Source organism: Pseudomonas sp. EggHat1 (assembly GCF_014892995.1).
Classification (GTDB): Bacteria; Pseudomonadota; Gammaproteobacteria; order Pseudomonadales; family Pseudomonadaceae; genus Aquipseudomonas; species Aquipseudomonas chaetocerotis.
The window spans coordinates 100,462-127,372 of sequence record NZ_JACKQK010000007.1; the positions used below are offsets into that span (position 1 = coordinate 100,462).

The 26,911-nt window shown below is 61.0% G+C and carries 21 protein-coding genes; 10 read left to right on the top strand and 11 right to left on the bottom strand.

Features of this window, described 5'->3' with window-relative positions:
* Positions 1-57: 57 nt before the first annotated feature.
* From INS93_RS13135 to glnA, 3 genes are all read right to left on the bottom strand, one after another.
* A complete protein-coding gene (locus INS93_RS13135) occupies positions 58-675 on the bottom strand; it encodes a DUF4124 domain-containing protein (protein ID WP_192982953.1) in 618 nt (205 codons plus the stop codon).
* A gap of 5 nt (positions 676-680) precedes the next feature.
* A complete protein-coding gene (locus INS93_RS13140) occupies positions 681-1,247 on the bottom strand; it encodes a DUF4124 domain-containing protein (RefSeq protein WP_192982602.1) in 567 nt (188 codons plus the stop codon).
* A gap of 281 nt (positions 1,248-1,528) precedes the next feature.
* On the bottom strand, positions 1,529-2,935 hold the full coding sequence (gene glnA, locus INS93_RS13145; protein WP_037005283.1) for a glutamate--ammonia ligase: 1,407 nt from the start codon (positions 2,933-2,935) through the stop codon (positions 1,529-1,531).
* Between the two features lie 328 nt (positions 2,936-3,263).
* Here glnA and thiI point away from each other — a divergent pair, with 328 nt between their 5' ends.
* Both thiI and typA read left to right on the top strand, forming a co-directional pair.
* Complete coding sequence (gene thiI / locus INS93_RS13150) at positions 3,264-4,718, top strand: tRNA uracil 4-sulfurtransferase ThiI (protein ID WP_192982605.1); 1,455 nt, start codon at positions 3,264-3,266, stop codon at positions 4,716-4,718.
* 284 nt (positions 4,719-5,002) lie between these two features.
* A complete protein-coding gene (typA, locus tag INS93_RS13155) occupies positions 5,003-6,826 on the top strand; it encodes a translational GTPase TypA (protein ID WP_192982608.1) in 1,824 nt (607 codons plus the stop codon).
* Between the two features lie 188 nt (positions 6,827-7,014).
* Here typA and INS93_RS24810 read toward each other — a convergent pair whose 3' ends face one another.
* Both INS93_RS24810 and INS93_RS13160 read right to left on the bottom strand, forming a co-directional pair.
* Positions 7,015-7,137: a hypothetical protein gene (locus INS93_RS24810; protein WP_264294427.1), complete on the bottom strand. Its 123-nt coding sequence runs from the start codon at positions 7,135-7,137 to the stop codon at positions 7,015-7,017.
* Positions 7,138-7,204: 67 nt separating this feature from the next.
* Entirely contained in the window at positions 7,205-7,666 is a 462-nt protein-coding gene (locus INS93_RS13160) for a hypothetical protein (RefSeq protein WP_192982613.1), read from the bottom strand.
* A gap of 380 nt (positions 7,667-8,046) precedes the next feature.
* Between INS93_RS13160 and INS93_RS13165 the strand changes: the two genes are divergently transcribed.
* Positions 8,047-8,697: a HEPN domain-containing protein gene (locus INS93_RS13165; protein ID WP_192982616.1), complete on the top strand. Its 651-nt coding sequence runs from the start codon at positions 8,047-8,049 to the stop codon at positions 8,695-8,697.
* A gap of 280 nt (positions 8,698-8,977) precedes the next feature.
* Here INS93_RS13165 and INS93_RS13170 read toward each other — a convergent pair whose 3' ends face one another.
* The 5 genes from INS93_RS13170 to gbcA form a co-directional block, all read right to left on the bottom strand.
* Positions 8,978-9,613, bottom strand: a complete 636-nt coding sequence (locus tag INS93_RS13170) for a hypothetical protein (RefSeq protein WP_192982619.1) — start codon at positions 9,611-9,613, stop codon at positions 8,978-8,980.
* The gene (locus tag INS93_RS13175) at positions 9,613-11,481 is read right to left on the bottom strand and encodes a dynamin family protein (RefSeq protein WP_192982621.1); all 1,869 of its coding nucleotides are present in this window, start codon (positions 11,479-11,481) and stop codon (positions 9,613-9,615) included. The genes INS93_RS13170 and INS93_RS13175 overlap by 1 nt, the downstream gene beginning before the upstream one ends.
* Positions 11,456-13,573 carry a hypothetical protein gene (locus INS93_RS13180; RefSeq protein WP_160020029.1) on the bottom strand — a complete coding sequence of 706 codons (2,118 nt, stop codon included), beginning with the start codon at positions 13,571-13,573 and terminating at the stop codon, positions 11,456-11,458. Before INS93_RS13180 ends, INS93_RS13175 begins: the two co-directional genes overlap by 26 nt.
* A gap of 146 nt (positions 13,574-13,719) precedes the next feature.
* Positions 13,720-14,724 carry a helix-turn-helix transcriptional regulator gene (locus INS93_RS13185; protein WP_192982623.1) on the bottom strand — a complete coding sequence of 335 codons (1,005 nt, stop codon included), beginning with the start codon at positions 14,722-14,724 and terminating at the stop codon, positions 13,720-13,722.
* Positions 14,725-15,089: 365 nt separating this feature from the next.
* Positions 15,090-16,382: a glycine-betaine demethylase subunit GbcA gene (gene gbcA, locus INS93_RS13190; RefSeq protein WP_192982625.1), complete on the bottom strand. Its 1,293-nt coding sequence runs from the start codon at positions 16,380-16,382 to the stop codon at positions 15,090-15,092.
* A 313-nt stretch (positions 16,383-16,695) separates the two neighbouring features.
* Between gbcA and gbcB the strand changes: the two genes are divergently transcribed.
* The gene (gbcB, locus tag INS93_RS13195; RefSeq protein WP_074679901.1) at positions 16,696-17,799 is read left to right on the top strand and encodes a glycine-betaine demethylase subunit GbcB; all 1,104 of its coding nucleotides are present in this window, start codon (positions 16,696-16,698) and stop codon (positions 17,797-17,799) included.
* A gap of 93 nt (positions 17,800-17,892) precedes the next feature.
* Here the strand turns inward: gbcB and INS93_RS13200 are convergent, their stop codons facing one another.
* Positions 17,893-18,933 carry a low specificity L-threonine aldolase gene (locus INS93_RS13200; protein WP_192982627.1) on the bottom strand — a complete coding sequence of 347 codons (1,041 nt, stop codon included), beginning with the start codon at positions 18,931-18,933 and terminating at the stop codon, positions 17,893-17,895.
* A gap of 238 nt (positions 18,934-19,171) precedes the next feature.
* On the opposite strand from INS93_RS13200, the gene INS93_RS13205 reads away from it, so the two are divergent.
* From INS93_RS13205 to INS93_RS13230, 6 genes are all read left to right on the top strand, one after another.
* On the top strand, positions 19,172-19,471 hold the full coding sequence (locus INS93_RS13205; protein ID WP_192982629.1) for a hypothetical protein: 300 nt from the start codon (positions 19,172-19,174) through the stop codon (positions 19,469-19,471).
* Between the two features lie 693 nt (positions 19,472-20,164).
* Positions 20,165-21,418 carry a serine hydroxymethyltransferase gene (glyA, locus tag INS93_RS13210; protein WP_192982631.1) on the top strand — a complete coding sequence of 418 codons (1,254 nt, stop codon included), beginning with the start codon at positions 20,165-20,167 and terminating at the stop codon, positions 21,416-21,418.
* A 60-nt stretch (positions 21,419-21,478) separates the two neighbouring features.
* A complete protein-coding gene (locus INS93_RS13215; protein WP_021490391.1) occupies positions 21,479-22,729 on the top strand; it encodes a sarcosine oxidase subunit beta family protein in 1,251 nt (416 codons plus the stop codon).
* Positions 22,730-22,925: 196 nt separating this feature from the next.
* Positions 22,926-23,252, top strand: coding sequence for a sarcosine oxidase subunit delta (locus INS93_RS13220; protein WP_160020022.1), 327 nt, complete (start codon positions 22,926-22,928; stop codon positions 23,250-23,252).
* Entirely contained in the window at positions 23,249-26,272 is a 3,024-nt protein-coding gene (locus INS93_RS13225) for a sarcosine oxidase subunit alpha (protein WP_192982633.1), read from the top strand. Before INS93_RS13220 ends, INS93_RS13225 begins: the two co-directional genes overlap by 4 nt.
* The gene (locus tag INS93_RS13230; protein ID WP_192982635.1) at positions 26,265-26,894 is read left to right on the top strand and encodes a sarcosine oxidase subunit gamma; all 630 of its coding nucleotides are present in this window, start codon (positions 26,265-26,267) and stop codon (positions 26,892-26,894) included. Before INS93_RS13225 ends, INS93_RS13230 begins: the two co-directional genes overlap by 8 nt.
* Positions 26,895-26,911 lie beyond the last annotated feature (17 nt).

Genomic DNA, 26,911 nt, shown 5'->3' on the forward strand with positions numbered 1-26,911 from the left:
AACAGGGAGAGCTTAGGAGGTGGTGCGTTCGATTGCACTATTAAGGTGCAATCGAATTCAGAAGAAGGGAAGGATGCTGGCCTCTTCCTTGGGCTTGTCTTTGAGTGGGCATTCGGGGCGAACGCCGTATTCATCCTTCTTGCACGGATTGATCTTGCGCTTCTGTGCCAGGGTCATGCGGTGCATGTGGAAGGGCTGCGCCGGTGTGCGCTCGACGATGAGTCCGGCGGAATCGATGATTTCTGCCACCAGTTGGTGCGTACCACGGTCGACGTGCTGCAGGGAGAACACCGGGCTGCGGCTTGTCTCGCCCTGGGGTTCGCCGTCGAGCCGCAACCGGTAGCTGTGGCCGGGCAGCAGGCCTGGCTCGCTGGTGAGGGTGACGATCATGTCGCCGGAACCGTTGTGGATCGAGGCGTCCGGTTCAGGCACGAGAATGCGCAGCACCTGATAGTGCACGGTCGGTTTGCTTACCGCAGGTGGCGGGGCCATGCGCACCGTGGCTTGGGGTTGGCTCATTTCCGCGCTGTTGGACGGCGCCAGCATCACCCGTTCGGCAGTGCTGCTGCGCGGCTTGTCAGTGAATACGCGGTTACCTTCAGCATCGACGTAGGTATAGACCTGAGCCGAGGCTGCCTGGCTGATGAGCAACAGGCAGAGCAGCAGTGTACGCATCATGATCAGTTCGTAGGTCTCGGAGTCGGGCGCGGTGGCGTTACAGGTGGACGGGCAGGGCTGTTGGTGCTGATGCGCTGCACGGTGAAAGTTTCGGTGGCGCTCTGCTGGACGATGCGTTCGCCAGCGACGACCGCTACCGCCAGGCTGTGTTCGCCGCGCTCGACATCGGTCAGCTGCAGGCTCGGCACGTTGCCGGCCTGACCGTATGGCTTGCCATCGAGAATCAGTCGGAGTTGGTGGCCGGGCTGCAGACGTGGCTGGATGTCCACTCCAACGACGAAGGTGCCGTTGTTGGCGCGCATGGCTTCATCATCAGGGATACCGGTCAGGCTCAGTGTGGAATAGGGTGCCGCACTCTGTGCTGAGGTGTCGCCGCTGATGTCTGCGGGAATGCTGGGTTTCTGCGTCTCTACCGTATTGGTTGGTGGCAGGTTGACGCTCTCGGCTGCTGCGCCATCGGGCGGCTGATTGGTGAAAACCGTGTTGCCGTTGGCGTCGATGTATTTGTAGATCTGCGCACTGGCCGGCAAGGCCAGGGCAAGCAGCAGGCAGGCGAGTAATGGGCGCATGGGCCGATCCTTCCACGGATGATGCGCTAAGCCTTGCACTGCTGGCGGTTCCTGGCAAGCGCAGGGCGCCATGGCTGTGATGTTTGGCTACAAATCGACGCGGGCCGTGGGCGCGGATTACTTAGGGCGTCGTGGAGTACTGAGCTGTGCGCAGCATCTGCTGCATAGTCTCGGGCTTTCGGTGCGCGCGGCGCACCCTGCCGGTGGAAAATGAAAAAGCCCCGCCAGGCAGAGCCGGGCGGGGCTTTCGAGCGCGCTGCACGAGGCGGCGCGAGACTGGTTTAGACGCTGTAGTACAGGTCGTATTCCAGCGGGTGTACGAAGGTACGCACCTTGATTTCTTCTTCGGATTTCAGCTCGATGTAGGCATCGATGAAGTCGTCGGAGAACACGCCGCCCTTGGTCAGGAACGCGCGGCCCTTGTCCAGCTCTTCCAGGGCTTCTTTCAGGCTGCCGCAGACTTGCGGGATCAGCTTGCCTTCTTCTGGTGGCAGGTCGTACAGGTTCTTGTCGGCCGCATCGCCAGGGTGGATCTTGTTCTGGATACCGTCGATACCGGCCATCAGCAGAGCTGCGAAGGCCAGGTACGGGTTGGCAGCCGGGTCCGGGAAGCGCGCTTCGATACGGCGGGCTTTCGGGCTGGAAACGTAAGGAATACGGATCGAGGCCGAGCGGTTACGCGCCGAGTAGGCCAGCATTACCGGAGCTTCGAAACCTGGGACCAGACGCTTGTAGGAGTTGGTCGACGGGTTGGTGAAGCCGTTCAGAGCCTTGCCGTGCTTGATGATGCCGCCGATGAAGTACAGAGCGGTATCGGACAGGCCGGCATAGCCTTCGCCGGAGAAGGTGTTCTTGCCATCTTTGGAGATGGACATGTGCACGTGCATACCCGAGCCGTTGTCGCCGTACAGGGGCTTCGGCATGAAGGTAGCGGTTTTGCCGTAGGCGTCGGCTACGTTGTGCACGCAGTACTTCAGGGTCTGAACTTCGTCAGCCTTGGCTACCAGGGTGTTGAACTTCACGCCGATTTCGTTCTGACCGGCAGTCGCCACTTCGTGGTGGTGAACTTCGATGACCAGGCCCATTTCTTCCATGGCATTACACATGGCAGTACGGATTTCGTGGTCGTGGTCGCACGGCGGAACCGGGAAGTAACCGCCTTTGACGGCTGGACGGTGGCCTTTGTTGCCGCCTTCCACGTCCTGGTCGGTCATCCAGGAGCCTTGTTCGGAGTAGATCTTGAACATCGAACCGGAGATGTCGGACTTGAACTTCACTTCGTCGAAGATGAAGAACTCGGGCTCCGGGCCAACGAATACGGTGTCACCGATGCCGGTGCCTTTGAGGAACTCTTCAGCGCGCTTGGCGATGGAGCGCGGGTCGCGATCGTAGCCTTGCATGGTGCTCGGCTCGATGATGTCGCAGACCAGGATCAGGGTCGGCTCTTCGGTGAACGGGTCCAGAACAGCGGTGTCATCGACCGGCATCAGGATCATGTCGGAGGCTTCGATGCCTTTCCAGCCATGGATGGACGAGCCGTCGAACATTTTGCCGTGCTCGAAGAAATCTTCGTCCAGGGCGTCACGGGCCGGCATGGTCACGTGGTGCTGCTTGCCCTTGGTGTCGGTGAAGCGCAGGTCTACCCACTTCACGTCGTGTTCTTTGATCAGTTGAACAGCCTTAGACATGTTGTCCTCCAGGTGGAAAAGGCTCTTATCGATAAGCCTTGAAGATGCGGTGAAGCCCGGCGGGATAGTCCTCCAGGGCGACCTGCCTCACAAGGGAGCAAATTGCATGCCAGTGCCCTTTATTGGGCAGAAGCCACGAAACTCAGGTACCGCGCCGTCTGCGCGCTAATTCGCCAGAAATATTTGCACCATTTAAGGGCCTTTAATTTCAAGAAAGATCCATTTTGGTGCGCTGCGTGAGTGATGCAGTATTTTTGGTCAAAGCTTGAACAATTTCCGCTATAATCCGCGCCCCTGTTTTTTCGTCCCCCAAGCGGGCGGCCTATTCATGAAGCTCATCGTCAAAGTTTTCCCGGAAATCACCATCAAGAGCCGCCCGGTGCGCAAGCAGTTCATCCGCCAGTTGGGGAAGAACATTCGCTCCGTGCTGCGCGATCTTGACCCCGAACTGCGGGTGACCGGTGTCTGGGACAACCTCGAAGTCGAAACCGATCTGGACGATCCCAAGCTGCTCGCCGAGATGACCGAACGCCTGCGCAATACGCCGGGCATCGGCCTGTTCCTCGAGGTCAATGAATACCCGCTGGGCGATCTCGACGACATCACCGAGCATTGCAAGCGTCACTATGCCGATCAGTTGCCGGGCAAGATCTTCGCGGTGCGTTGCAAGCGCGGCGGCAAGCATGAGTTTTCTTCCATCGATGTCGAGCGGCATGTCGGTTCGCGCCTGCGTCGTGAGTGCGATGCGGCTGGCATCGACCTGAAAAAGCCGGAAGTCGAAGTGCGCATGGAGATTCGCGACCAGCGCCTGTTCGTGGTGCACAACCGCCACGAAGGTCTCGGTGGTTACCCGCTGGGTTCGCTGGAGCAGACCCTGGTGCTGATGAGTGGCGGTTTCGACTCCACCGTGGCGGCCTACCAGATGATGCGGCGCGGCCTGGTCAGCCACTTCTGCTTCTTCAATCTCGGCGGGCGTGCCCACGAGTTGGGCGTGATGGAAGTGGCGCACTACATCTGGCAGAAGTTCGGCCGCTCGCAGCGCGTGCTGTTCATCAGTGTGCCGTTCGAGGAAGTGGTCGGCGAGATTCTCGGCAAGGTCGACAACAGCCAGATGGGCGTTATCCTCAAGCGCATGATGCTGCGTGCTGCCACCCGTATCGCCGAGAACCTGCAGATCGAGGCGCTGGTCACCGGCGAGGCGATCAGTCAGGTCTCCAGCCAGACCCTGACCAACCTTGCAGTGATCGATTCGGCCACCGACATGCTGGTCATGCGCCCGCTGATCGCCAGCCACAAGCAGGACATCATCAATACCGCCACGCAGATCGGCACCGCCGAGTTCGCCAAGAACATGCCCGAGTATTGCGGCGTGATCTCGGTCAACCCGACCACCAAGGCCCGTGGTTACCGCATCGAGCACGAGGAGGCCCAGTTCGACATGGCCATCCTCGAGCGCGCCCTCGAACGCGCCACCCAGTTGCCCATCGACCGCGTGATCGACGAGTTGGGCAAGGACGTGCAAGTCGAGGAGGTCGGTGAAGCGCTGGCCGGACAGATCGTCATCGACATCCGCCATCCCGACGCCGCCGAAGACGAGCCGCTGGACGTGCCGGGCATCGAAGTGCAGGCGCTGCCATTCTATGCGCTGAACAACAAATTCAAGGAGCTGGATGAGAACCGCCAGTACCTGCTGTATTGCGACAAGGGCGTCATGAGTCGCCTGCACGCCCACCATCTGCTGAGCGAGGGACATGCCAATGTGCGCGTTTATCGTCCGGCATAGAACGCCGGGGCTTAATGGCGGAAGTATCCGCCATCGCCCTCCCGACCCGGGGCACCTCTAAAAACTACCTGCGTTGTCATTGCTGCGTTAAAAACAAGCTCAAAATGCTCACATAGCTCGTAAAGTCGAGCGCGACTCCGACCGTTTTTCGCTTGTTTCTGCCTTGTACTGACTGCCTCGCCTACGTTTTTAGAGGTACCCCGATCAGCTCGCTGATCCCTTTTTCTTCATATTCGTCGTCCAGGCTGGGCGACACACCGAATCCTCTGATCGAGATACACACAGTGATCGAAAATCTGCGCAACATCGCCATCATCGCCCACGTCGACCATGGCAAAACCACCCTCGTCGACGCCCTGCTGCGTCAGTCCGGCACCCTGGAACGCAACGAGCTCAACGACGAGCGCGTGATGGACAGCAATGACCAGGAAAAAGAGCGCGGCATCACCATTCTGGCCAAGAACACCGCCATCAAGTGGAACGACTACCGCATCAACATCGTCGACACCCCCGGCCACGCCGACTTCGGTGGTGAAGTCGAGCGCGTGATGTCCATGGTCGACTCCGTGCTGCTGGTCGTTGACGCCCAGGACGGCCCGATGCCGCAAACCCGCTTCGTGACCAAGAAGGCCTTCGAAGCCGGCCTCAAGCCGATCGTCGTGATCAACAAGATCGACCGTCCGGGCGCGCGTCCGGATTGGGTCATGGACCAGATTTTCGACCTGTTCGACAACCTCGGCGCCACCGATGAGCAGCTCGACTTCCAGGTCGTTTACGCCAGCGCCCTGAACGGCATCGCCGGTCTCGACCACGCTGACATGGCTGAAGACCTGACCCCGCTGTACCAGGCCATCGTCGACCACGTGCCGGCGCCGAACGTCGACCTCGACGGCCCGTTCCAGATGCAGATTTCCGCTCTGGACTACAACAGCTTCCTCGGCATCATCGGTGTTGGCCGTATTGCCCGTGGCAAGATCAAGCCGAACACCCCGGTCGTCGCCATCGACGTCGACGGTAAGAAGCGTAACGGCCGTGTCCTCAAGCTGATGGGCCACCACGGCCTGCACCGCGTAGACGTTGAAGAAGCCACCGCCGGTGACATCGTCTGCGTCAGCGGTATGGATCAGCTGTTCATCTCCGACACCCTGTGCGACATCAACCACGTCGAGGCGATGAAGCCGCTGACCGTTGACGAGCCGACCGTCTCGATGACCTTCCAGGTCAACGACTCGCCGTTCTGCGGTAAAGAAGGCAAGTTCGTCACCAGCCGCAACATCAAAGAGCGTCTGGACAAGGAGCTGCTGTACAACGTGGCCCTGCGCGTTGAAGAAGGCGACAGCGCCGACAAGTTCAAGGTCTCCGGCCGTGGTGAGCTGCACCTCTCGGTACTGATCGAAACCATGCGTCGCGAAGGCTTCGAAATGGGCGTTGGCCGTCCGGAAGTGATCATCCGTGAAGTCAACGGCGTCAAGCAGGAGCCGTTCGAGAACGTCACCATCGACATCCCTGAAGAATCCCAGGGCAAGGTCATGGAAGAAATGGGCCTGCGTAAGGGCGACCTGACCAACATGTCGCCGGACGGAAAAGGTCGCGTGCGTCTGGAATACAACATCCCGGCTCGCGGTCTGATCGGTTTCCGTAACCAGTTCCTGACCCTGACCAACGGCGCCGGCATCCTGACCTCGATCTTCGACCGTTACGACACCGTGAAGGCTGGCACCATGTCTGGCCGTCAGAACGGCGTACTGGTGTCGATCGACACCGGCAAGGCGCTGACCTACTCCCTGGAAACCCTGCAGGCGCGCGGCAAGCTGTTCGTCGAGCACGGCCAGGAAATCTACAACGGTCAGATCGTCGGCCTGAACAGCCGCGACAACGACCTGGGCGTCAACCCGACCAAGGGCAAGAAGCTCGACAACATGCGTGCTTCGGGCAAGGACGAAACCATCGCCCTGGTACCGCCGGTTCGCTTCACCCTGGAGCAGGCTCTGGAGTTCATCCAGGACGACGAGCTCTGCGAAGTGACGCCGAAGTCGATCCGTCTGCGCAAGRAGATCCTCGACGAAGGCGAGCGCACCCGCGCTGCCAAGAAAGCCAACAAGGCCTGACGCTTAGCGACTAGCCTCGGCTGTAAATGAAAAGCCCCGCCAGAGCGATCTGGCGGGGCTTTTTTGTTTCGTGTAGGAGCCCGCTTGCGGGCGATCCTGCCGGTGCGATGCTGATAGGCCGTAGCATGGGCTGAGCGTATCGATACCCGGAAAGGCGATAGATCTAGCCCCCACAACAACTACATCTGCTATGCCGGTCTGCCCTCGCGTTCCTCCCGTTCGCGCTTCAGCTCGCGATATTCGCAATAGTGTTCATAGGCAGCTTTGGTCACGACCACGAGGCCAATGGTGGCGAGGATGTTTTTCAGCATAAGACTCTCCAGTTATCGTCAGGCAGGATGGGCTTATTTCCATCCCATGCCTTTTCCATTGCTGTTCCTACCATGCCGAACGACAGCTGTTTTCCGGGCCGAGTGGCGCTAGAACGTTGCTGATATTGGTTGTCGGCAGATTGATCGTGTGTCCGCCAGCCACCAGTTGCAGGCGGTTGGCCTGGCGCAGCGCTTGCCAGAACGCGGGAAAGTTGGCGCCACAAGCGCGGCAATCGGTGAAAAACGGATTGCTGAAATGCTCGCCGTCGACGATCACGTCGAAGCTGCGCTCACCTGACATCACACCTTCTTCCGAACTGTACTGTTTGCCGGCGATGGTGGCATAGGCGCGCACGGCGCCATCTTCCTCATGGTCCGGGCAGGAAATGTTCAGCTCGTTGCCATTGCCGTCATCGACCAGGTGCTCGCTGACGCCCATGCCCCAGCCGCTGGTCCATTCATAGGTGCCGGCGCTGGCAGTGCTGCAGGCGAGTAGGCTGCATAGCAGCCATGTGATCTTCCCTTGCATGATGGTTCTCTCCATTGTGCTGGTGTCAGGTGTGGCGGGGACGCAGAAAATCGCTCAGGCGCTTCTTCATGACTTCGCTGCGTGTCGCGAGCCGGCAGTCCAGAGCGTCGCTATGGCACTGGGGGCAGGTGCTGTGCCAGTCGATGCCGATCATGAGGCAATCGCTCAATGGAATCGTGGTGCCTTGCCAGTTGCAGGCTGGGCAACGGAATGTGCGTGGCTGAGGTGGTATTGGCATGAACGAGATCTCCCTTGCTCGGTATGCAGGTACTTTGCGGGAGGGGCGCGACAGATTGTGTCGCTGTTGTCGCCTCGCTGAAATCAGTGCCGCCTGCATGGCTTCCTTTGATATGGTTTGGCCATCAGTCAAAGGAGGCAACATGTCGTTTCAGGAGCTTAAAAAGCGCCATCGCCAGGAGCGTGACGCTCAACATTCCAACCTGCGTCTGCGCGTACATCGTGCCTTGAGTTGGCTCGACCGCGCCGAACAGGCTGACGATCTCGATGGCCGCTTCATCTTCCTGTGGATCGCCTTTAACGCGGCTTACGCCACTGAGATCGATGATCACCTGCGACTCTCCGAGCAGGAAACCTTCAAGGTCTTCCTGCAGAAGCTTTGCACGCTGGACAAGGCCAAGCGCATCGACGATCTGGTCTGGCAGGAGTTTTCCGGCAGCATCCGCGTGTTGCTGGACAACCCCTACGTGTTCCAGAGCTTTTGGGAGCACCAGAGCGGCAAGATCGATGAGGCTACCTGGAAGAACCGTTTCGCAACCGGCAAACGTGCAGCGCAACAGGCACTGGCCAGCGGCAACACACCGGCACTGCTCGGCGTGCTATTCAACCGCCTTTACACCCTGCGTAACCAGCTTATCCACGGTGGCGCCACCTGGAACGGTTCAGTCAATCGTGAGCAGCTACGCGACTGTACGAGCTTGCTAGGCAAGCTCGTACCGCTGATTATCGAGTTGATGATGGATAGCGCGGATACCTTGTGGGGGGATGCTTGTTATCCGGTGGTGAGGGTGTGATGGACGGTTTTCTGCATCTATGTTCCCGCGAAATATCCAGCAGTTCGCTCAGAACGTTTGGGTCGATTTTTTCGGTGGCTCTGGTCCGTTCGGTTTGATTGCCGAGCACCGGAACTTGGCCTGCTTGAATGAGGTGCAGCGTTTTACGGTGTTATCAGGGGAGGAAAGTGCCTTTGAAGGGGGCACAGACGAGCTGTTCTGGGGCGGTTCCAAAAAGAAACGTGATGATCCGATGGCAATGTTCAGGTGCCACAATAGTGCCGGGATCCTGGAAAAGCCTCTACAGGAATGCTTTGACCAGCAGGCCTGCGAGAACACCAAAATTCACGCCTAGTGCCACAGCCCCCCAGATAAAGCGCCGCTTGGACAAATGTTGTATCGCCTGTGCCTGGGCCTGCTGCGTTGCAACTACGGAGGCGATTTCATCCAGTTTGGCCAATGACTTTTGGTGGTCATCGCGGCTTTCCGTGCGCTGAACTTGAATGTCCGCAGCCAGCGCTTTTAACGCTGAGTTCAGGTGCTGCAGTTGGGCGGCGCCAAGCTTGCTCAGGCGCTCCTCGATACCGGCGATCCCTTCTGAAACCAGACGAGCGCTTTCGACAACCTGCGCACCAGCCTTCCCGAACCGACCATCCAGTGCAGACTCAGCCTGCTGAACCATTGTCTCGATTCGCTTGGACACCTGAAGGACACTGCCAAGATCTTCACCCAGTTCCTCGAATGTGTTGTTCAGCTTTTTCAGCTCCGACCGCAGGCTGAGTACGCTGGACTCGAAGTCGCCCTTAAGTGTGAGCGATAGGCCACCGCTCACCTCTTCAATGCTTCTTTTCATCGGCACATTGATGTGCTTTTCCAGCAGCGCTGACAGCTCTTGATTAGCGGCAGTGATTTCGGCATCCAAATCGGATCGTTCCATCAGAACTTCTTCCCTTCCAGCATTTTGTCGAGTTCGCCCAGCAGCACGTGGAGGTAGAACATGTCGTAGACCTGTTCTACCGCTCTGACCGGACGGCGGATGGCTTCCCTGACACGATTGAGCTCGGCCTTGAAAGCTTCGAGGATATATTGTTCGAACTTGTGCGAGTGCTCCATGCTGGAATGCATGCGCTTCTCGAATTGCTCATGGGCGCGTTCAAGGTCGTTGCACTTAGCTTTCGCGTCCAGCAAGGTCTGCTGACGCTCGGCAACCGTTGCCTGCATCACACTGAGCCGCTGTTGTAAGCCGCGGTGATTGCGTTTGAAGCTATCGGCCTGCTCTTCCAGATACTTGTGGATTGTAACGGTGGCGGCGTCGCTGTAGGCGTCGACGATTTTTTCGGCAGCCTGATACAACATGCTGCGATCGTTGCGGTAGTTCTCACTGGACCACCAATAGCCATCAGTGAGGTAGCCGTTCAGCTTTTGATAGACGCTGTTCAGCGCGCTGGTTTTCGGTGGCGCCAGCTCAGCCAACCGGGAGCTGGTCAAGCGATGGGCGTGCCGCTCGCAAAGCGCCCGCCACTTTGCCTGGATACCTTTCTCGAACTCCACGGCTGCCGACTTCAGTTCGCTGACAGATTCCTTGGTAGGACGCAAAGGCTGGGTAAAGAAGCGGCGAATGTCACTACGATCGTGCAGTTTGATGTAGCGGTGCAAGCGACGCGCCTGATGGCTGAGCAGGCCGCGTTCCTCTACACACTCGGCCAGAAGCTGGTTAGCCTGTTTTAGCGCGCCCTGCGCATGCGTCAGGTCTAGCTCGAGTACCTTGCGCTGTTCGAGGTAATCAGCCTGCTCTCGCTCGAGCCTGGCATCGATCAAGGTTTTCATCTTGAACGCAGAGGTGAGTCGACCGTAGGGGCTGGCCGATTCGGTGATGCTTGCCAGCAGCTCGCGCCGCAAGGTACGGATCAGATCGACGGCAGCACCATGGTACTCAGTGTCCGCGCCAAGGCTGTGCAACGAGTCGCCGAACTCCAGTGGGTACAACATGGTTTCGACGGACTTCGGCGGCTTGTAGTCATGGGTGCTCAGCTCCTGGTAGAGCTTCGCCCGGACCTGCTCCAGAGTGCGCTCGTCCTGGTCGAACCAGGCCTTGAAGCTGGCAGGCGAGAACGTATAGGAGAGCACCACCCGGAAGCGGTTGGGCTGCAACATCCAGTCACCCAGTGCCGTTAACTTCAGCTTGTTGGGATGAAGGAAACCCAGGTCATCCGCACGCCCGACCAACAAGATCAGATCAGCCGTGGCCACATACTTCTCAGCCACTCGCGCAACCTGGGCCTGTTCAGCCTCGTTGACCGCATTGATGCCCGGGATGTCGAGAATGCGCAGATCCAGGCTCAGCGCATCCCCTCCCACTTGCTCGAAGAACATCGACGGCAGCCGCACGGACAATACGTCCACGGAGTGCGCCCGGCCTTTCTCCAGCTCTGTTCGTATCGTGGAAAACTGTGCCCTTGCGGCCTTGTCATCCAGTGCGTTGCTATTGTCGCCGATGTACCAGTAATCATCCTTGGATCGACCATAACGAATCGCACAGGCCGTCGAAGACTTGCCCATGCGTTGATCGCCCCGCAAAACGCTGGAAGCGCGCTCCAGTGCCTCACCGGTCACGCCTAGCAAGTCCAGAATCAGCGTGGTCTTGCCGACCTGGGTGGCGCCATAGACGGCGACCGTCACATGGCTGGAGCGGTTGAAGTCGCCAGCCAGGCTTGGATCCACCTCGTCGATAAAGCGCTGATACGCGTCATAGGCCCAGCGATAGCGGTTGCCGTATTTCTCAAGCCACATGGCGACTTTGCGCATCGTCGATGGCTTTGACCAGGTTCACCCGAGCGTGCTCTAGGCGCGTCAATCCCCGCGCCAGCGCGTCTTTTACCGTTAGGTCGGCACCGAGGCCATAGGCCACTCGCAGGTTGCGTACCAGGCGCTCTTCGAGGGTTTCCATCAGATCGTCGTAGAGCTCCAGGCCTTTCTGAATGTGGGCTTCGGCGAATTGATTGAGGCTCTCGGCGATGAAACCTTTGCGGGCGGCGTCGTAGCGCTGAATTTCGGTGGCACCGCGATAGGCAATGAAGCCCAGGGTGATTGCGCCGGCTGCTGCCATCGACAACGAAGCACCCAGTGAAGCAGCGGCGGTCTGGCCGCCCGTCAGCGTGCCCGCGATGGCCGGAATGGTATCGATGGAACCGTCGATAGCCACGTCCACTGCCAGGATCGCCGCCAGGGTACTGAGCAGCGGTTTGGCTGAGGCGGTTACCTTGGGTAGGTCTTGCTGGATCGACGAGGCCAGCTTGCCGAAGTCGAAGGTTTCTAGTTCGGTGCGGGCCAATTCAGGGGTGCGAATAGCAACTGCCTGATTGAGGCGAAAGTATTCCATGGTCATTGCGGGCAGTGCTTTGAGCACCTCCTCGACATGCTCCGCCTTGAACCGCGATACGTCATTGGTGGTAGCAACACCCTTGGAAAGCAGCAGGCGCAGATCGTGTTGCAGTTCCTCGGGCACCACCGCAGGCACCTCGAGAGAAGCCCCCTCGTAACCCAGCAGTTTGTCCAAGCCCTCATGTTTGATCGCGGCGAGCTCCGAGGGCTTGATCTCTTGAATGCCAAGCTCTTTCGCGGACATGTCGGAGATGGCTAGGTAGTCGGATTCCAGTGGGGATTGCAGAGTGCTTGTGCCGTTGCACCAGCAGTCGATGATTCGCGACCTGAAGCGGGTCTCGTTTTCACCGGACTGCAGCGTGAGGAAATTCGCTGCGTGCTTGAGTTTGTTGGTAAAGCCCTCTTCTTCGTCGTTGTACTTCTTCTCTGCGATGTCCTTGACCTGACCAAGATAGCTATAGGTGTGCTCGCGAAGCCGTTTGGCATAACGGTTCCGATAGCGCTCTGACGCCTTGGTGAACGCCTCTCGCATGCGCTCGGCCTGGCGCTCGGTCAGGTGTTCACTGATGCTCTGTGCGTCCAGTTCGACTTCCAGAGCTGCCTTGACCGTTGCCAATTCCGTGTCCAGCAGCCTTTCCAGTTCACGCAGACGGCCTGCGTCCGAGCCACCGGCGGACAGCGCGTATTTGTTGATGACCTGAATGAGTTGGCTGGTCCAGGCGGAGCGGTAGGCTTTGTCGCCGACGCCAGTGAAGATTATACGATCTTGCTCATCGGAGCGGATCTGGAAGACTTCAGTCACGGTGCCTGCCAGTTCATCCATCTGCCCTGGGGTGAGCGTTTCGGTCTTGGTAACGGCGATGGCAGGTTTGCGATCGGGGAAGTAGCGGGCAACCAGGTCGTTGAGGATCTGCTTCTGGCTGTTGTCGGCGACACGGGTGCGGTCGGTGACCAGGATGCTACCCAGGGAGTGAACCAGGGTGTGTCTCATTAGACCCTGCCACTCAACGTTGTCCGGGTTCAACATTTCGTAGCCTGGGAGCAGAACGAAGCCGCAGCGCTGGCCGTCGAAGTAGCGGCGTGGAACGTAGAGTTTGGGGAACAGACAGTCGAGGTCACCGGAGCTGTCGTAGCCGCTGATCAGCGCTCGGAACGCGTCCTGGGAGATCTTTTCTTCCTGTTCGTTGCCTTGGGTATCGTATTTGACGACTACGGCGTAGGGGGTGTCGCAGTCCTTTTCGAGGATGAACACTGGGATGCGCTCGCCGCGGCCTTGGTTGTCTGCGAGCCAGCCTTCGCCCAGTTCGTAGAGTTCGCGGATCAGGCGGGTTTTGCCGGCACTTTGGCTGCCCGCTACGCAGATGTAGTACACCGAAGAGAGCTCGCGAGCGATTCGCAGTTTGCGGAGTATCGAGACCAAGGCTGGACGGGGATTGCTACGGGTTTTCAGCTCGGCTGAGATCTTGAGCACGCCTGCTACAGCGTTTTCCATGTCTTTGATTAGAGGGGCTTTCATTAACTACTCCTACCGGAATTTGCTCAATGTCTGGCTGATATATTGGTCTGGGAATGGATCTTTTGATTACTTAACCGCTGCCGCGATGCTATTGGTTCAAGTCGTCTTTATGATGTTTCTGCTGTCCAGTTTGTTTGTCGGGGGCCTTAGCGTGCATATAGCGCCTTCACTTTGGCGGCCCTGCTCTGAACGTTCGTGGCCCAGTGCGAAGGTTCCAGCACCCTCACGTTCTCCCCCAACCCAAACACCCACCACAGCGTCTCCTGATCATCTGGAACCTTGGCGCGCAGGCGTTGCCAGTCGCTATCGGGCAGCGGTTCCAAGCTTTGCTCCGGGCTCAGCGGGGTTTCGCCGAGTAGCCAGGCGATTTGGGGAGCGACGTCGGCGACCAGTTCCACCTGTTCGATGGGGGCTGCGGTGTTGAGGTCCTGGCGGATGTAGTTGTTGATCTCGAAGTCGGGGCGTTCGCGGGCGGGTTTGCTCAGGCATTCGGCTTGTTGGATTCGGTGCAAGGCGAACTGGCGCAGGTCTTGGTAGCCGTCGACGCTTGCGATCAGGTAGCTGATTGAATGACGCGAAACCATGCCAGCAGGGTGAATGAGCAGTTGTTTGGCTTCGGCTTTGCTGCGGCTCAGGTAGCTGACGAGCAATTGCTTGCGTTCGAGCAGGGCGGTGGAGGTTTCTTGCCACACCGCCGGGCTCACTTCTGCGGGCTGTAGGGCCTTGCCGTTGGGTAGCGTGCGTACGCATTGCGCCCACTGCGCCAGGCTGTTCTCGCCAAGTTCGCCCAGGTAGCTGCGCGCCTTGTTGAACTGCGGACCGAGCAGGTCGAGTACGCTTTGCGGCAGCAGGTTCTTCAGGTGCCCTTCGGCGAGGTAGAGCGCCAGGGCAGTGGCCGGCTCCATGTCGCGCAGATCCAGCGGGGCGTTCTTGGCGTGGCTCCACTGTTTGCGGCCGCCTTCTTCCTCGTCGATCAGCGAGAACGGCCCGGAGAGCCGCTGCAGGTCGCGCTGTACGGTGCGTAGATCAACGTAGAAGCCGCGGTCACGAAGTTTTTCGTGAAGCGTTGGGGTGGTGCTGTAGCGAGGGTACTCAGGTATCAGGCGCAGCAGACTAAAAAGCCTGAGCAATGTGTCTTTCGCTTCGGGCATGACAACAGCCTTGTCTCGTTGATCCTTTCGCCGGTTTACCGGCGTCATGCTGATGGCACTTTAACCATCTTTGATGGCTTTGTGCTAGCTAAAATCGGCACTGGATCGGTGGATAGTCAGGGCTGAGTCTGTGACAGGGGCGCGACAAGCTGTGTCGTGCTGAATGAACATTCCGAGAGAATGATTCGAGTTCTACTGGAAGGGCGGTAAGTTTCGCGGCTAAAGCCGCTCCTGCAGTTTGCAGTGGCATGTAAGACCCGGCATCCGCGAGGATGCCGGGGGCATGCAAAATCAGTCGTGCTCTGGCCGACAGGCCAGCAGGCTATAGGCTGCCAGCCCGATCACCAGCAGCAGGCTGAGCGTCATCACTCGCCCGCTACCTGGCGCAGCGATTGCGCTGGGGTGTCGCCGAGGTTGTTGAGCATGCGCTCGCTGTACCAGTCGATGAAGTTGATCACGCCGAACTCGTAGGTCTTGGAGTACGGGCCCGGCTGGTAGGCAGTGGAGTTGATGCCGCGCTGGTTTTCCTCGGCCAGGCGGCGATCCTGGTCGTTGGTGGCGTCCCACACCTGGCGCAGGCGGGCGACGTCGTAGTCGACACCTTCTACGGCGTCCTTGTGCACCAGCCACTTGGTGGTGACCATGGTTTGCTGCGCGCTGATCGGCCACACGGTGAAGACGATCATGTGGTCGCCCATGCAGTGGTTCCACGAATGCGGCAGGTGCAGGATGCGCATGGAGCCCAGGTCCGGGTCGGTGATGCGGCCCATCAGTTTCTTGCAGCCCTGCTTGCCATCCATGGTCATGGACACGGTGCCCTTGAGCAGGGGCATGCGCACGATGCGGTTGCGCAGGCCGAAGCTGGCGTGGGCGTAGGGGATGTTGTCCTTGTCCCAGCGAGCGGTGCATTCGGCGACCTGATCCTTGAACGCCTGGCTGGCGCGCGGGTCGGTGACGTCATCCCATTCCAGCAGGGTGTTGAGCAGTTCCGGGTGCGAGCCATTGCAGTGGTAGCACTCGCGGTTGTTCTCGAGCACCAGTTTCCAGTTGGCTTTTTCCATCAGGGTGGTCTGCACGGCCACCTTGGCGTTCTCCATGTCGTAGGGTTCCATGTAGTGCGCCAGGGTGGCGAGGAACTCGTCGATGGCCGGCGGGTTTTCCGCCAGGGAGATGAAGATGTAGCCGCCGGCGGTCTTGCACTGCACCGGTTTCAGGCTGTAGTCCTTGAGGTCGAAGTCGGCGCCCATTTCGCTGCCGGCGAACAGCAGGCGGCCATCCAGCTCGTAGGTCCACTGGTGGTAGGGACACACGAGCTTGGCGACCTTGCCCTTGTCCGATACGCACAGACGCGAGCCACGGTGACGGCAGACGTTGTGGAAGGCATGGATCTGTCCTTCAGCACCGCGGATGACCAGGATCGGGTTGTCGCCGATCTGCAGGGTCAGGAAGTTGCCCTTGGCCGGGATTTCGCAGGTCATACCGGCGATCAGCCATTCCTTGTGGAAGATCTCCTGCATGTCGACCTGGAACAGGCGTTCGTCGCTGTAGAACGGCTGCGGCAGGGAGAAACTGTGGTCGCGCTCGTTCAGCATCTGTGCGGTGGCCTTGCGGACGGGCTCCAGCGGGTCGCCCAGGCTCAGATTTTGGGTGCAGTCCATGGTGGCTCCTCATTGGCGGGCGCTTTGCGCCTGCCGGAAATAGTGGCTGATACGGTGTGTGCCGCAAGGTCTCGATCAATCGCTGCTGCCTGCGATGGGCGTGCATGCTGGTGAGGCGGAGTGTGGAGCCGGCAACAGGTAAAACCTTATCCATGGGCGACATGGCCGGATTTGTTTCCGACGCGCCAGGCCCCGTGCTATCGGCCAGGTCGCGATAAGCATGCGGATGTCGCTGGCAGATAAATGACGGCCAGCGGCCTTTCGCACAATCCGCCGCATATGGGCCGATATCCGGTCGCGTGGAGAGCCGTTCATGAGCACCAACGCCTTCCTCAATCCAGTTACGACGCAGACCTGGACCAACGGCCGCCATCTGGTGCGTTGCGTCAAGGTGATCCAGGAAACCTGGGACGTACGCACCTTCTGCTTCATGGCTGATCAGCCAGTGCTGTTCTTCTTCAAGCCGGGGCAGTTCGTCACCCTCGAACTGGAGATCGACGGCCAGCCGATCATGCGTTCCTACACCATCTCCAGCTCGCCTTCGGTGCCTTACAGCTTCTCCATCACCATCAAGCGGGTGCCGGGCGGCAAGGTGTCGAACTGGCTGCACGACAACCTCAAGGAAGGCGACGAAGTGCCGGTGCATGGGCCGGTGGGCCTGTTCAACGCCATCGATTTTCCCACCGAAAGGGTGCTGTTTCTTTCCGGCGGTGTCGGCATCACCCCGGTGATGTCGATGGCGCGCTGGTTCTACGACACCAACGCCAATGTCGACATGGTCTTCGTGCACAGCGCCCGTTCGCCGAAGGACATCATCTATCAGCGCGAGCTGGAGCACATGGCGGCGCGCATCAACAACTTCAGCCTGCACGTTATCTGCGAGAAACACGGCCTGGGCGAATCCTGGGCCGGTTATCGCGGTTATCTGAACAAGCCGATGCTGGAACTGATCGCCCCGGATTACCTCGAGCGCGAGATCTTCTGCTGCGGTCCGACGCCCTACATGAGTGCCATCAAGCACCTGCTGCAAGGCAACGGCTACGATATGAGCCGTTACCACGAAGAGGCCTTCGGCCCGACACCGCCGGAGATTCGCGCCGAGGTCAAGGAGTTGGCGGCCGAAGCCGCCGACGCGCCGGATGTGCCACTTGCCGATCTGCACCAGGTGGAGTTCGTCAGCACCGGCAAGAGCATCCGCGTTGCTCCCGGCGAGACCGTTCACGCCGCCGCCGCCAAGCTCGGCCTGCACATTCCCAAGGCCTGCGGCATGGGCATTTGCGGCACCTGCAAGGTGATGAAGACGGCAGGCGAAGTGGAGATGGAGCACAACGGCGGCATCACCGACGAGGATGTGGCCGAGGGCTACATCCTGTCGTGCTGCAGCGTGCCGAAAGGGGATGTGGCGATCGACTATTGATCGTCACGTTGGCTCGCAGGGCGCTGGTGCGCGCAGCGCACCCTACGGGTCTGTAGCCCGGATGAAATCCGGGCTACTTCAGGGCTGCCGGACTCAGGCGCTCATCACTTCACGGATATCGGCGGCCAGCTGGCGCACGCGGGCTTCGTCGGTATCCCAACTGCACATGAAGCGCGCGCCACCGGCGCCGATGAAGGTGTAGAAACGCCAGCCGCGGGCGGTGAGAGCGGCGATGGCCGGCTCCGACAGTTGCAGGAACACGCCGTTGGCTTCCACGGGGAACATCAGGCTGACGCCGGGTACATCGGCCACCAGTTCGGCGAGCAACTGCGCGCAGCGGTTGGCATGGTTGGCGTATTTCAGCCAGGCATCGTCCTGCAGGATGCCGACCCAGGGGGCCGACAGGTAGCGCATCTTCGAGGCCAACTGGCCGGCCTGCTTGCAGCGGTAGTCGAAGTCTTCGGCCAGATCCTTGTTGAAGAAGACAATGGCTTCACCCACCGCCATGCCATTCTTGGTGCCGCCGAAGCACAACACATCGACGCCAGCCTTCCAGGTCAGCTCCGCCGGGCTGCAGCCAAGGAAGGCGCAGGCATTGGAGAAGCGCGCGCCGTCCATGTGCAGGTTGAGATTCAGCTCCTTGCAGGTCTGGCTGATGGCGCGGACTTCTTCCGGGCGGTACACGGTGCCGACTTCGGTGGCCTGGGTGAGGGTGACCACGCGCGGCTTCGGGTAGTGGATGTCCTGGCGCTTGAGGGCGATTTCGCGGATCGCTTGCGGCGTCAGCTTGCCATTGTCGGTGTTGGCCAGCAGCAGCTTGGAGCCGTTGGAGAAGAACTCCGGCGCGCCGCATTCGTCGGTCTCGACGTGGGCGGTTTCCGAGCAGATCACGCTGTGATAGCTCTGGCACAACGAAGCCAGGGCCAGGGAGTTGGCGGCGGTGCCGTTGAAGGCAAAGAACACTTCGCAGTCGGTCTCGAACAGACGGCGGAAGTGGTCGGCAGCGCGCGCGGTCCACTCGTCATCGCCATAGGCGCGCTGGTGGCCCTGGTTGGCCTCGGCCATGGCGGCCCAGGCTTCGGGACAGATGCCGGAGTAGTTGTCACTGGCGAATTGCTGGGCATTGTCGGGCATTGGCGCGTTCCTTCTGAAAAACCTGCCGGCGGGTCTGCCGACAAAGCGCTCACTTTACCCTGAGGATGTTTGTCAGGCGTCCGTCGCGGCGACGAGTTGTTGCGCTGAAGCGTACTGCTGAGTCGGTTCGTGGCCCACCGTTCGGCTCGGGGATGGAACTTGAGGCTTGCTGCAGGGTTCACACCTACCAGAGGGCGGCAGTCGATCCGCCCTCCGCAATCAAGAGAAGGAGTTTCCTATGACTTATCGTCACCTGCTCGCCCTTGCCCTGCCGCTGGCCGTGGCGCTGCCCGTTTCCGCCGCCGAGTGGTCGGATAACGCCAAGACCGAGTTCGTTCAGCAGTGCATCGCTGGCGCACCGGCAGGCTACGAGGAGCCACAGCTGCGAGCGTATTGCGACTGCGCTGCGACCAAGGTCAGTCAGGAATTCAGCGAAGCTGAATTGCAGGCCATGAGCCGCCAATCTCCACCCGACCCTGCCATGCAGCAGCGCCTGGTGAATGCGTCCAGCAGCTGCAGTGGCAAGCTCAAGCCATGATGCTTTGTTGAGCAAATAGCGCGCGCTGGCGCCGGAGCCCCGCAGGCTCTGGCCTGGCGCCGAGTGTCCACAGGCAGTGCACAGCAGCGCCCACAGTATTTGTGCACAAGCCTGATCTATCTCCTTGATCCTGTTCGTTTTTTATCCGTTTCCGGCAGGCCGCGGCAGCGCTGGCCGCGAGCCCTGGTCGAACAGCCTATGCACAGTTTCATCCACATCTTCTGTGCATATCCCCAGTCGTTCCCCCTCTCTCGCCTCTGTCGCTGGTGGATAAGCCAGGCTGCCTGCCTGGGCGTACGGATAGCGAGCAGCGCTCCAGAACTCAGCGCGTACAGGGCCTGCAGGCATCTGCTGACAGCTTTTCCACAGGCTAGTCCACGCTTTCTGTGCATGCTCTGCGTTGTTAACTGCTTGATATCGATCAGGAAATGACCTTTGCCCGGAAACCCTTGCGGGTGCTGAGGCGACGCGTGCTATGCACGGTTTATCCACAGCTTGATCCCCGTTATTTGTGCGCAAAACAACGAACTGATCCCGACGCGCCTGATTGCGACAAGGGCATGTCGCAAACGAATGCTCTCGCGGCGTTGGCAGGCATTTGAGGGGGCAGGGGCGGCCCTACCATCGCTGCACAGGGCCTTGCCGGCCCGCCCGTCCACGACCGCCGCCCACAGGCGCCGCAGGAGAGTCGAGATGTTCAGCAAGCAGGATCAGATTCAGGGTTACGACGACGAGTTGCTCGCGGCGATCGATCAGGAAGAACGCCGTCAGGAAGAGCACATCGAGCTGATCGCCTCGGAAAACTACTGCAGCCAGCGTGTGATGGAAGCGCAGGGCAGCGGCCTGACCAACAAGTACGCCGAAGGTTATCCGGGCAAGCGCTATTACGGTGGCTGCGAGTACGTCGACAAGGTCGAGCAGCTCGCCATCGACCGCGCCAAGGCCCTGTTCGGCGCCGACTACGCCAACGTCCAGCCGCACTCCGGTTCCTCGGCCAACAGCGCTGTCTACCTGGCGTTGCTCAACGCTGGCGACACCATCCTTGGCATGAGCCTGGCCCACGGCGGCCACCTGACCCACGGCGCCAAGGTGTCGTCCTCGGGCAAACTGTACAACGCTGTGCAATACGGTCTGGATACCGCCACCGGGTTGATCGACTATCACGAGGTCGAGCGCCTGGCCGTCGAGCACAAGCCGAAGATCATCGTCGCCGGCTTCTCCGCCTATTCCAAGACCCTGGATTTCCCGCGTTTTCGCGCCATCGCCGACAAGGTCGGGGCGCTGCTGTTCGTCGACATGGCCCACGTTGCCGGTCTGGTCGCCGCCGGTCTGTACCCGAACCCGATTCCCTTCGCCGACGTGGTCACCACCACTACGCACAAGACCCTGCGCGGTCCGCGTGGCGGCCTGATCCTGGCGCGCAAGAACGAAGAAATCGAGAAGAAACTCAACTCTGCGGTGTTCCCGGGTGCCCAGGGTGGGCCGCTGATGCACGTCATTGCGGCCAAGGCGGTGTGCTTCAAGGAAGCCATGGAGCCCGAGTTCAAGGCCTACCAGCAGCAGGTCATCGACAACGCCCAGGCCATGGCGCGGGTGTTCATCGAGCGCGGCTACGAGGTGGTCTCCGGCGGCACCGACAACCATCTGTTCCTGCTCAGCCTGATCAAACAGGGCCTGACCGGCAAGGAGGCCGACGCCGCCCTCGGCCGTGCCGGCATCACCGTGAACAAGAACGCCGTGCCCAACGATCCGCAATCGCCCTTCGTCACCTCGGGCATCCGCATCGGTACGCCGGCGGTCACCACCCGTGGCTTCAAGGTCGCCCAGTGCGAGGCGCTGGCCGGTTGGATCTGCGACATCCTCGATCACCTCGGCGATGCCGACGTCGAGGCGCAGGTGGCCAAACTGGTGGCCGGGCTGTGCGCGGATTACCCGGTTTATCGCTAAAGCCTTCTGCGCTGGCTCCTACAGGTCAGGCGTTCGAGAACAGATTCAAGGAGCATCTTCATGCAACGTTATTCCGGCTTCGGCCTGTTCAAGCACTCGTTCAGCCACCATGAGAACTGGCAGCGCATGTGGCGCAACCCGACGCCCAAGCCGGTGTACGACGTGGTCATCGTCGGCGGTGGCGGCCACGGCCTGGCCACGGCCTATTACCTGGCCAAGGAATTTGGCGTGAAGAACGTCGCCGTGGTCGAGAAGGGCTGGCTCGGTGGCGGCAACACCGCGCGCAACACCACCATCGTGCGGTCCAACTACCTGTGGGACGAGTCCGCGCAGCTCTACGAGCACGCCATGAAGCTGTGGGAAGGGCTGTCGCAGGACATCAACTACAACGTCATGTTCTCCCAGCGTGGCGTCTACAACCTCTGCCACACCCTGCAGGACATGCGCGACGCCGAGCGCCGCGTCAGCGCCAACCGCCTCAACGGCGTGGATGGCGAGTTGCTGGATGCCAAGCAGGTGGCCGAGGAGATTCCCTACCTCGACTGCAGCAAGAACACCCGTTATCCGGTGATGGGCTCCACCGTGCAGCGTCGCGGCGGCGTCGCCCGTCATGACGCCGTGGCCTGGGGCTACGCGCGTGCCGCCGATGCCCTGGGCGTTGACCTGATCCAGAACACCGAGGTGACCGGTTTCCGCAAGCAGAACGGTGCGGTGATCGGCGTCGAGACCAACAAGGGCTTCATTGGTGCCAAGCGTGTCGGTGTGGTCACCGCCGGCAATTCGGGGCACATGGCGGGGCTCGCTGGCTTCCGTCTGCCGCTGGAATCGCACCCGCTGCAGGCGCTGGTATCCGAGCCGATCAAGCCGATCATCGACAGCGTGATCATGTCCAACGCCGTGCACGGTTACATCAGTCAGTCGGACAAGGGCGACCTGGTCATCGGTGCCGGCATCGACGGTTACAACGGCTACGGCCAGCGCGGCTCCTACGGCACCATCGAACACACCCTGCAGGCCATCGTCGAGATGTTCCCGGTGCTCTCGCGCGTGCGCATGAACCGTCAGTGGGGCGGCATCGTCGATACCAGCCCCGATGCCTGCCCGATCATCTCCAAGACTCCGGTGGACAACCTGTTCTTCAACTGCGGTTGGGGTACCGGTGGCTTCAAGGCCACGCCGGGTTCGGGTCACGTGTTCGCCGCCAGCCTGGCCAAGGGCGAAATGCACCCGCTGGCCAAGCCGTTCTCCATCGACCGTTTCCATACCGGCGCACTGATCGACGAGCACGGCGCTGCTGCCGTGGCTCATTAAAAGTTCGCGCGCAGCGCGACATCTGATGACCCTCTCCCTCCGGGAGAGGGTGCCCGAAGGGCGGGAGAGGGTGGTTCGACTGATCGCGGTCCCCTCACTCCCTCACCCCCGGCCCCTCTCCCAGGGGGAGAGGGGAGACAAGCTTGTCCCGCATGGTTATACGAGCGGGTTTGAAGATTTTCTGGAGGTACCGAGCATGCTGCACATCTTCTGCCCTTACTGTGGCGAACTGCGCTCCGAAGAGGAATTCCATGCCAAGGGCCAGGCGCACATCGCCCGCCCTCTCGATCCTGATGCCTGCACGGATGCAGAGTGGGGCGAATACATGTTCTTCCGTGACAACCCGCGCGGTATCCACCACGAGCTGTGGGTGCACGCGGCCGGTTGCCGCAAGTATTTCAACGTCACCCGCCACACCGTGACCTACGAGATCCTCGAGACCTACAAGGTCGGCGAGAAGCCTTCGGTCACCGCAACCGGGGCCACCGACAAGCAAGCCGTGGCAGAAGGAGTAACGGCATGAGCCAGGTCAATCGTCTTGCCAAGGGTGGTCGCATCGACCGTAGCCAGGCGCTGAGCTTCACCTTCAATGGCCAGGACTACCAGGGCTACGCTGGCGACAGCCTGGCCGCCGCGCTGCTGGCCAACGGCGTCGACATCGTCGGCCGCAGCTTCAAGTACTCGCGCCCACGCGGCATCGTCGCTGCGGGCGCGGAAGAGCCCAACGCCGTGCTGCAGATCGGCTCCACCGAGGCCGCGCAGATCCCCAACGTGCGCGCCACCCAGCAGGCGCTGTACAGCGGTCTGGTGGCCAACAGCACCAACGGCTGGCCGAGCGTCAATACCGATCTGATGGGCATCCTCGGCAAGGTCGGCGGCGGCATGATGCCGCCCGGGTTCTACTACAAGACCTTCATGTATCCGCAGAACCTGTGGATGACCTATGAGAAGTACATCCGCAAGGCCGCAGGCTTAGGTCGCTCGCCCACCGAAGTCGACCCGGACATCTACGACCAGCTCAACCAGCACTGCGATGTGCTGATCGTCGGCGCCGGCCCTGCCGGTCTCGCCGCCGCGCTGTCTGCTGGCCGTAGCGGCGCGCGGGTGATCCTCGCCGATGAACAGGAAGAGTTCGGCGGCAGCCTGCTCGACACCCGCGAAACCCTCGACGGCAAGCCCGCCGCCGACTGGGTGGCGCAGGCCATCGCCGAGTTGCAGGCAATGCCGGAAGTGACCTTGCTGCCACGCGCCACGGTCAACGGCTATCACGACCACAACTTCCTCACCATCCATCAGCGCCTGACCGATCACCTCGGTGAAATCGCGCCGATGGGGCAGGCCCGTCAGCGCATGCACCGCGTGCGTGCCAAGCGCGTGGTGCTGGCCAGTGGTGCCCATGAGCGGCCGCTGGTGTACGCCAATAACGATGTGCCCGGCAACATGCTGGCCGGCGCCGTGTCCACCTACGTGCGTCGTTACGGCGTGGCGCCAGGGCAGGAACTGGTGCTGTCGACCAACAACGATTACGCCTACCGCGTGGTGCTCGACTGGCTCGATGCCGGGCGCAAGGTCGTGGCGGTGGCCGATGCGCGCAGCAACCCGCGTGGCAGCTGGGTCGAGGAAGCGCGTGCGCGTGGTGTGCGCATCCTCACCGGCAGCGCAGTGGTCGAGGCACGCGGTAGCAAGCGGGTGACCGGTGCGCGTATCTGCGCCATCGATGCGAAGGCGCACAAGGTCACCAGCCCCGGCGAAGTACTGGACTGCGACCTGATCGTCAGCTCCGGCGGCTACAGCCCGGTGGTGCACCTGGCCTCGCACCTGGGCGGTCGTCCCGAGTGGCGCGAAGACATCCTCGGCTTCGTGCCGGGGCCGGGCAACGGCATCCAGCAGCGCATCGACGCCGGTGCGGTGAATGGCGTGTTCGCCCTCGGCGACGTGCTTGCCAATGGCTTCGAGGCGGGCGCCAAGGCGGCTGCCGATACCGGCTACAAGGCCGTCAGTGGCAGCCTGCCACAGGCCGAGGTGCGTCAGGAAGAACCGATGCTGGCGCTGTTCCAGGTGCCGCACGACAAGTCCACGGCACGTGCCCCCAAGCAGTTCGTCGACCTGCAGAACGACGTCACCGCGGCCGGTATCGAGCTGGCGACGCGTGAAGGCTTCGAGTCGGTCGAGCACGTCAAGCGCTACACCGCACTGGGCTTCGGCACTGACCAGGGCAAGCTGGGCAACATCAACGGCCTGGCCATCGCCGCGCGTTCGATGGGCATCAGCATCGTGCAGATGGGCACCACCATGTTCCGCCCGAACTACACGCCGGTGACTTTCGGCGCCGTGGCAGGTCGTCATTGTGGCGAACTGTTCGATGCCAAGCGCTACACCGCGATGCAGGCCTGGCACGTGAAGAGCGGCGCCGAGTTCGAGGACGTCGGCCAGTGGAAGCGCCCCTGGTACTTCCCGAAAAATGGCGAGGATCTGCACGCCGCCGTGGCCCGTGAGTGCCTGGCTGTGCGCAACAGCGTGGGCATCCTCGATGCCTCCACCCTGGGCAAGATCGACATCCAGGGCCCGGACGCGCGCGAGTTCCTCAACCGCGTCTACACCAACGCCTGGACCAAGCTGGACGTGGGCAAGGCGCGCTACGGTCTGATGTGCAAAGAAGACGGCATGGTCTTCGATGACGGCGTTACCGCCTGCCTGGCCGACAACCATTTCGTCATGACCACCACCACTGGCGGCGCGGCGCGGGTGATGGAGTGGCTGGAGATCTACCACCAGACCGAATGGCCGGAGCTGAAGGTGTACTTCACCTCGGTCACCGACCACTGGGCGACCATGACCCTGTCCGGCCCCAACAGCCGCAAGCTGCTGGCCAAGGTCACCGACATCGACCTGGACAAGGACGCCTTCCCCTTCATGAGCTGGAAGGAAGGCCTGGTCGGCGGCGTGCCGGCGCGGGTGTTCCGCATCTCCTTCACCGGTGAGCTGAGCTACGAAGTCAACGTGCAGGCCGACTACGCCCTGGGCGTGTGGGAACAGATCATCGAGGCGGGCAAGGAATTCGACCTGACCCCTTACGGCACCGAGACCATGCACGTGCTGCGTGCGGAGAAGGGCTTCATCATCGTCGGTCAGGACACCGACGCCTCGGTAACCCCGGACGATCTCAACATGGGCTGGTGCGTCGGCCGCACTAAACCGTTCTCCTGGATCGGCAAGCGCGGCATGAACCGTGACGACTGCTTGCGCGAAGACCGCAAGCAACTGGTCGGGCTGAAACCGGTCGATCCGAATCAGGTGCTGCCGGAAGGTGCGCAACTGGTGTTCGACCCGAAACAGTCGATCCCGATGCAGATGGTCGGCCACGTCACCTCCAGCTACATGAGCGCGGCCATGGGCTACAGCTTCGCCATGGCGGTGGTCAAGGGTGGCCTCAAGCGCATGGGCGAGCGCGTATTCGCGCCGCTGGCCGATGGCAGTCTGATCGAAGCCGAAATCTGCAGCTCCGTGTTCTATGACCCGAAAGGGGATCGCCAGAATGTCTAACGTCAACGTCTACCAACAACGTCCCGCCGACATCGCCGGGCAGTCGCCGCTGCATCACGCCGGCCTGCATGAGCTGGTCGGCAAGGGCCGCAAGAACGCCGGCATCACTCTGCGCGAGAAGAAACTGCGTGGGCATCTGGTCATTCGTGGGGATGCCAAGGACGCCGGTTTCTCCGGCGGTGTGCACAAGGCCCTGGGCCTGGAGCTGCCGGTGGCGCTGACCCTGGTCGCCGACGGCGACACCTCGCTGCAGTGGCTGGGCCCGGACGAGTGGCTGCTGATCGTGCCTGGCGGCAGCGAGTTCGAGGTCGAGCGCAAGCTGCGCACGGCGCTGGACGGTCAGCATTTCTCGGTGGTTAACGTGAGCGGCGGGCAGACCCTGCTGGAGCTGTCCGGGCCCAAGGTGCGCGAGCTGCTGATGAAGTCCACCAGCTACGACGTGCATCCGAGCAACTTCCCGGTCGGCAAGGCGGTAGGCACGGTTTTCGCCAAGTCTCAGCTGGTGATCCGCCACACCGGCGAGGAAACCTGGGAGCTGGTGATCCGCCGCAGCTTCGCCGACTACTTCTGGCTGTGGCTGCAGGACGCCAGCGCCGAGTATGGGTTGGCGGTCGAGGCCTGAAGCTGAACCTGAGGCAT

Coding starts and splice junctions, on each gene's coding strand:
- INS93_RS13135 (WP_192982953.1), bottom strand. CDS start 675: ATGCGTACACTGCTGCTCTGCCTGTTGCTCATCAGCCAGGCAGCCTCG.
- INS93_RS13140 (WP_192982602.1), bottom strand. CDS start 1,247: ATGCGCCCATTACTCGCCTGCCTGCTGCTTGCCCTGGCCTTGCCGGCC.
- glnA (WP_037005283.1), bottom strand. CDS start 2,935: ATGTCTAAGGCTGTTCAACTGATCAAAGAACACGACGTGAAGTGGGTA.
- thiI (WP_192982605.1), top strand. CDS start 3,264: ATGAAGCTCATCGTCAAAGTTTTCCCGGAAATCACCATCAAGAGCCGC.
- INS93_RS24810 (WP_264294427.1), bottom strand. CDS start 7,137: ATGCTGAAAAACATCCTCGCCACCATTGGCCTCGTGGTCGTGACCAAA.
- INS93_RS13160 (WP_192982613.1), bottom strand. CDS start 7,666: ATGCAAGGGAAGATCACATGGCTGCTATGCAGCCTACTCGCCTGCAGC.
- INS93_RS13165 (WP_192982616.1), top strand. CDS start 8,047: ATGTCGTTTCAGGAGCTTAAAAAGCGCCATCGCCAGGAGCGTGACGCT.
- INS93_RS13170 (WP_192982619.1), bottom strand. CDS start 9,613: ATGGAACGATCCGATTTGGATGCCGAAATCACTGCCGCTAATCAAGAG.
- INS93_RS13175 (WP_192982621.1), bottom strand. CDS start 11,481: ATGCGCAAAGTCGCCATGTGGCTTGAGAAATACGGCAACCGCTATCGC.
- INS93_RS13180 (WP_160020029.1), bottom strand. CDS start 13,573: ATGAAAGCCCCTCTAATCAAAGACATGGAAAACGCTGTAGCAGGCGTG.
- INS93_RS13185 (WP_192982623.1), bottom strand. CDS start 14,724: ATGCCCGAAGCGAAAGACACATTGCTCAGGCTTTTTAGTCTGCTGCGC.
- gbcA (WP_192982625.1), bottom strand. CDS start 16,382: ATGGACTGCACCCAAAATCTGAGCCTGGGCGACCCGCTGGAGCCCGTC.
- gbcB (WP_074679901.1), top strand. CDS start 16,696: ATGAGCACCAACGCCTTCCTCAATCCAGTTACGACGCAGACCTGGACC.
- INS93_RS13200 (WP_192982627.1), bottom strand. CDS start 18,933: ATGCCCGACAATGCCCAGCAATTCGCCAGTGACAACTACTCCGGCATC.
- INS93_RS13205 (WP_192982629.1), top strand. CDS start 19,172: ATGACTTATCGTCACCTGCTCGCCCTTGCCCTGCCGCTGGCCGTGGCG.
- glyA (WP_192982631.1), top strand. CDS start 20,165: ATGTTCAGCAAGCAGGATCAGATTCAGGGTTACGACGACGAGTTGCTC.
- INS93_RS13215 (WP_021490391.1), top strand. CDS start 21,479: ATGCAACGTTATTCCGGCTTCGGCCTGTTCAAGCACTCGTTCAGCCAC.
- INS93_RS13220 (WP_160020022.1), top strand. CDS start 22,926: ATGCTGCACATCTTCTGCCCTTACTGTGGCGAACTGCGCTCCGAAGAG.
- INS93_RS13225 (WP_192982633.1), top strand. CDS start 23,249: ATGAGCCAGGTCAATCGTCTTGCCAAGGGTGGTCGCATCGACCGTAGC.
- INS93_RS13230 (WP_192982635.1), top strand. CDS start 26,265: ATGTCTAACGTCAACGTCTACCAACAACGTCCCGCCGACATCGCCGGG.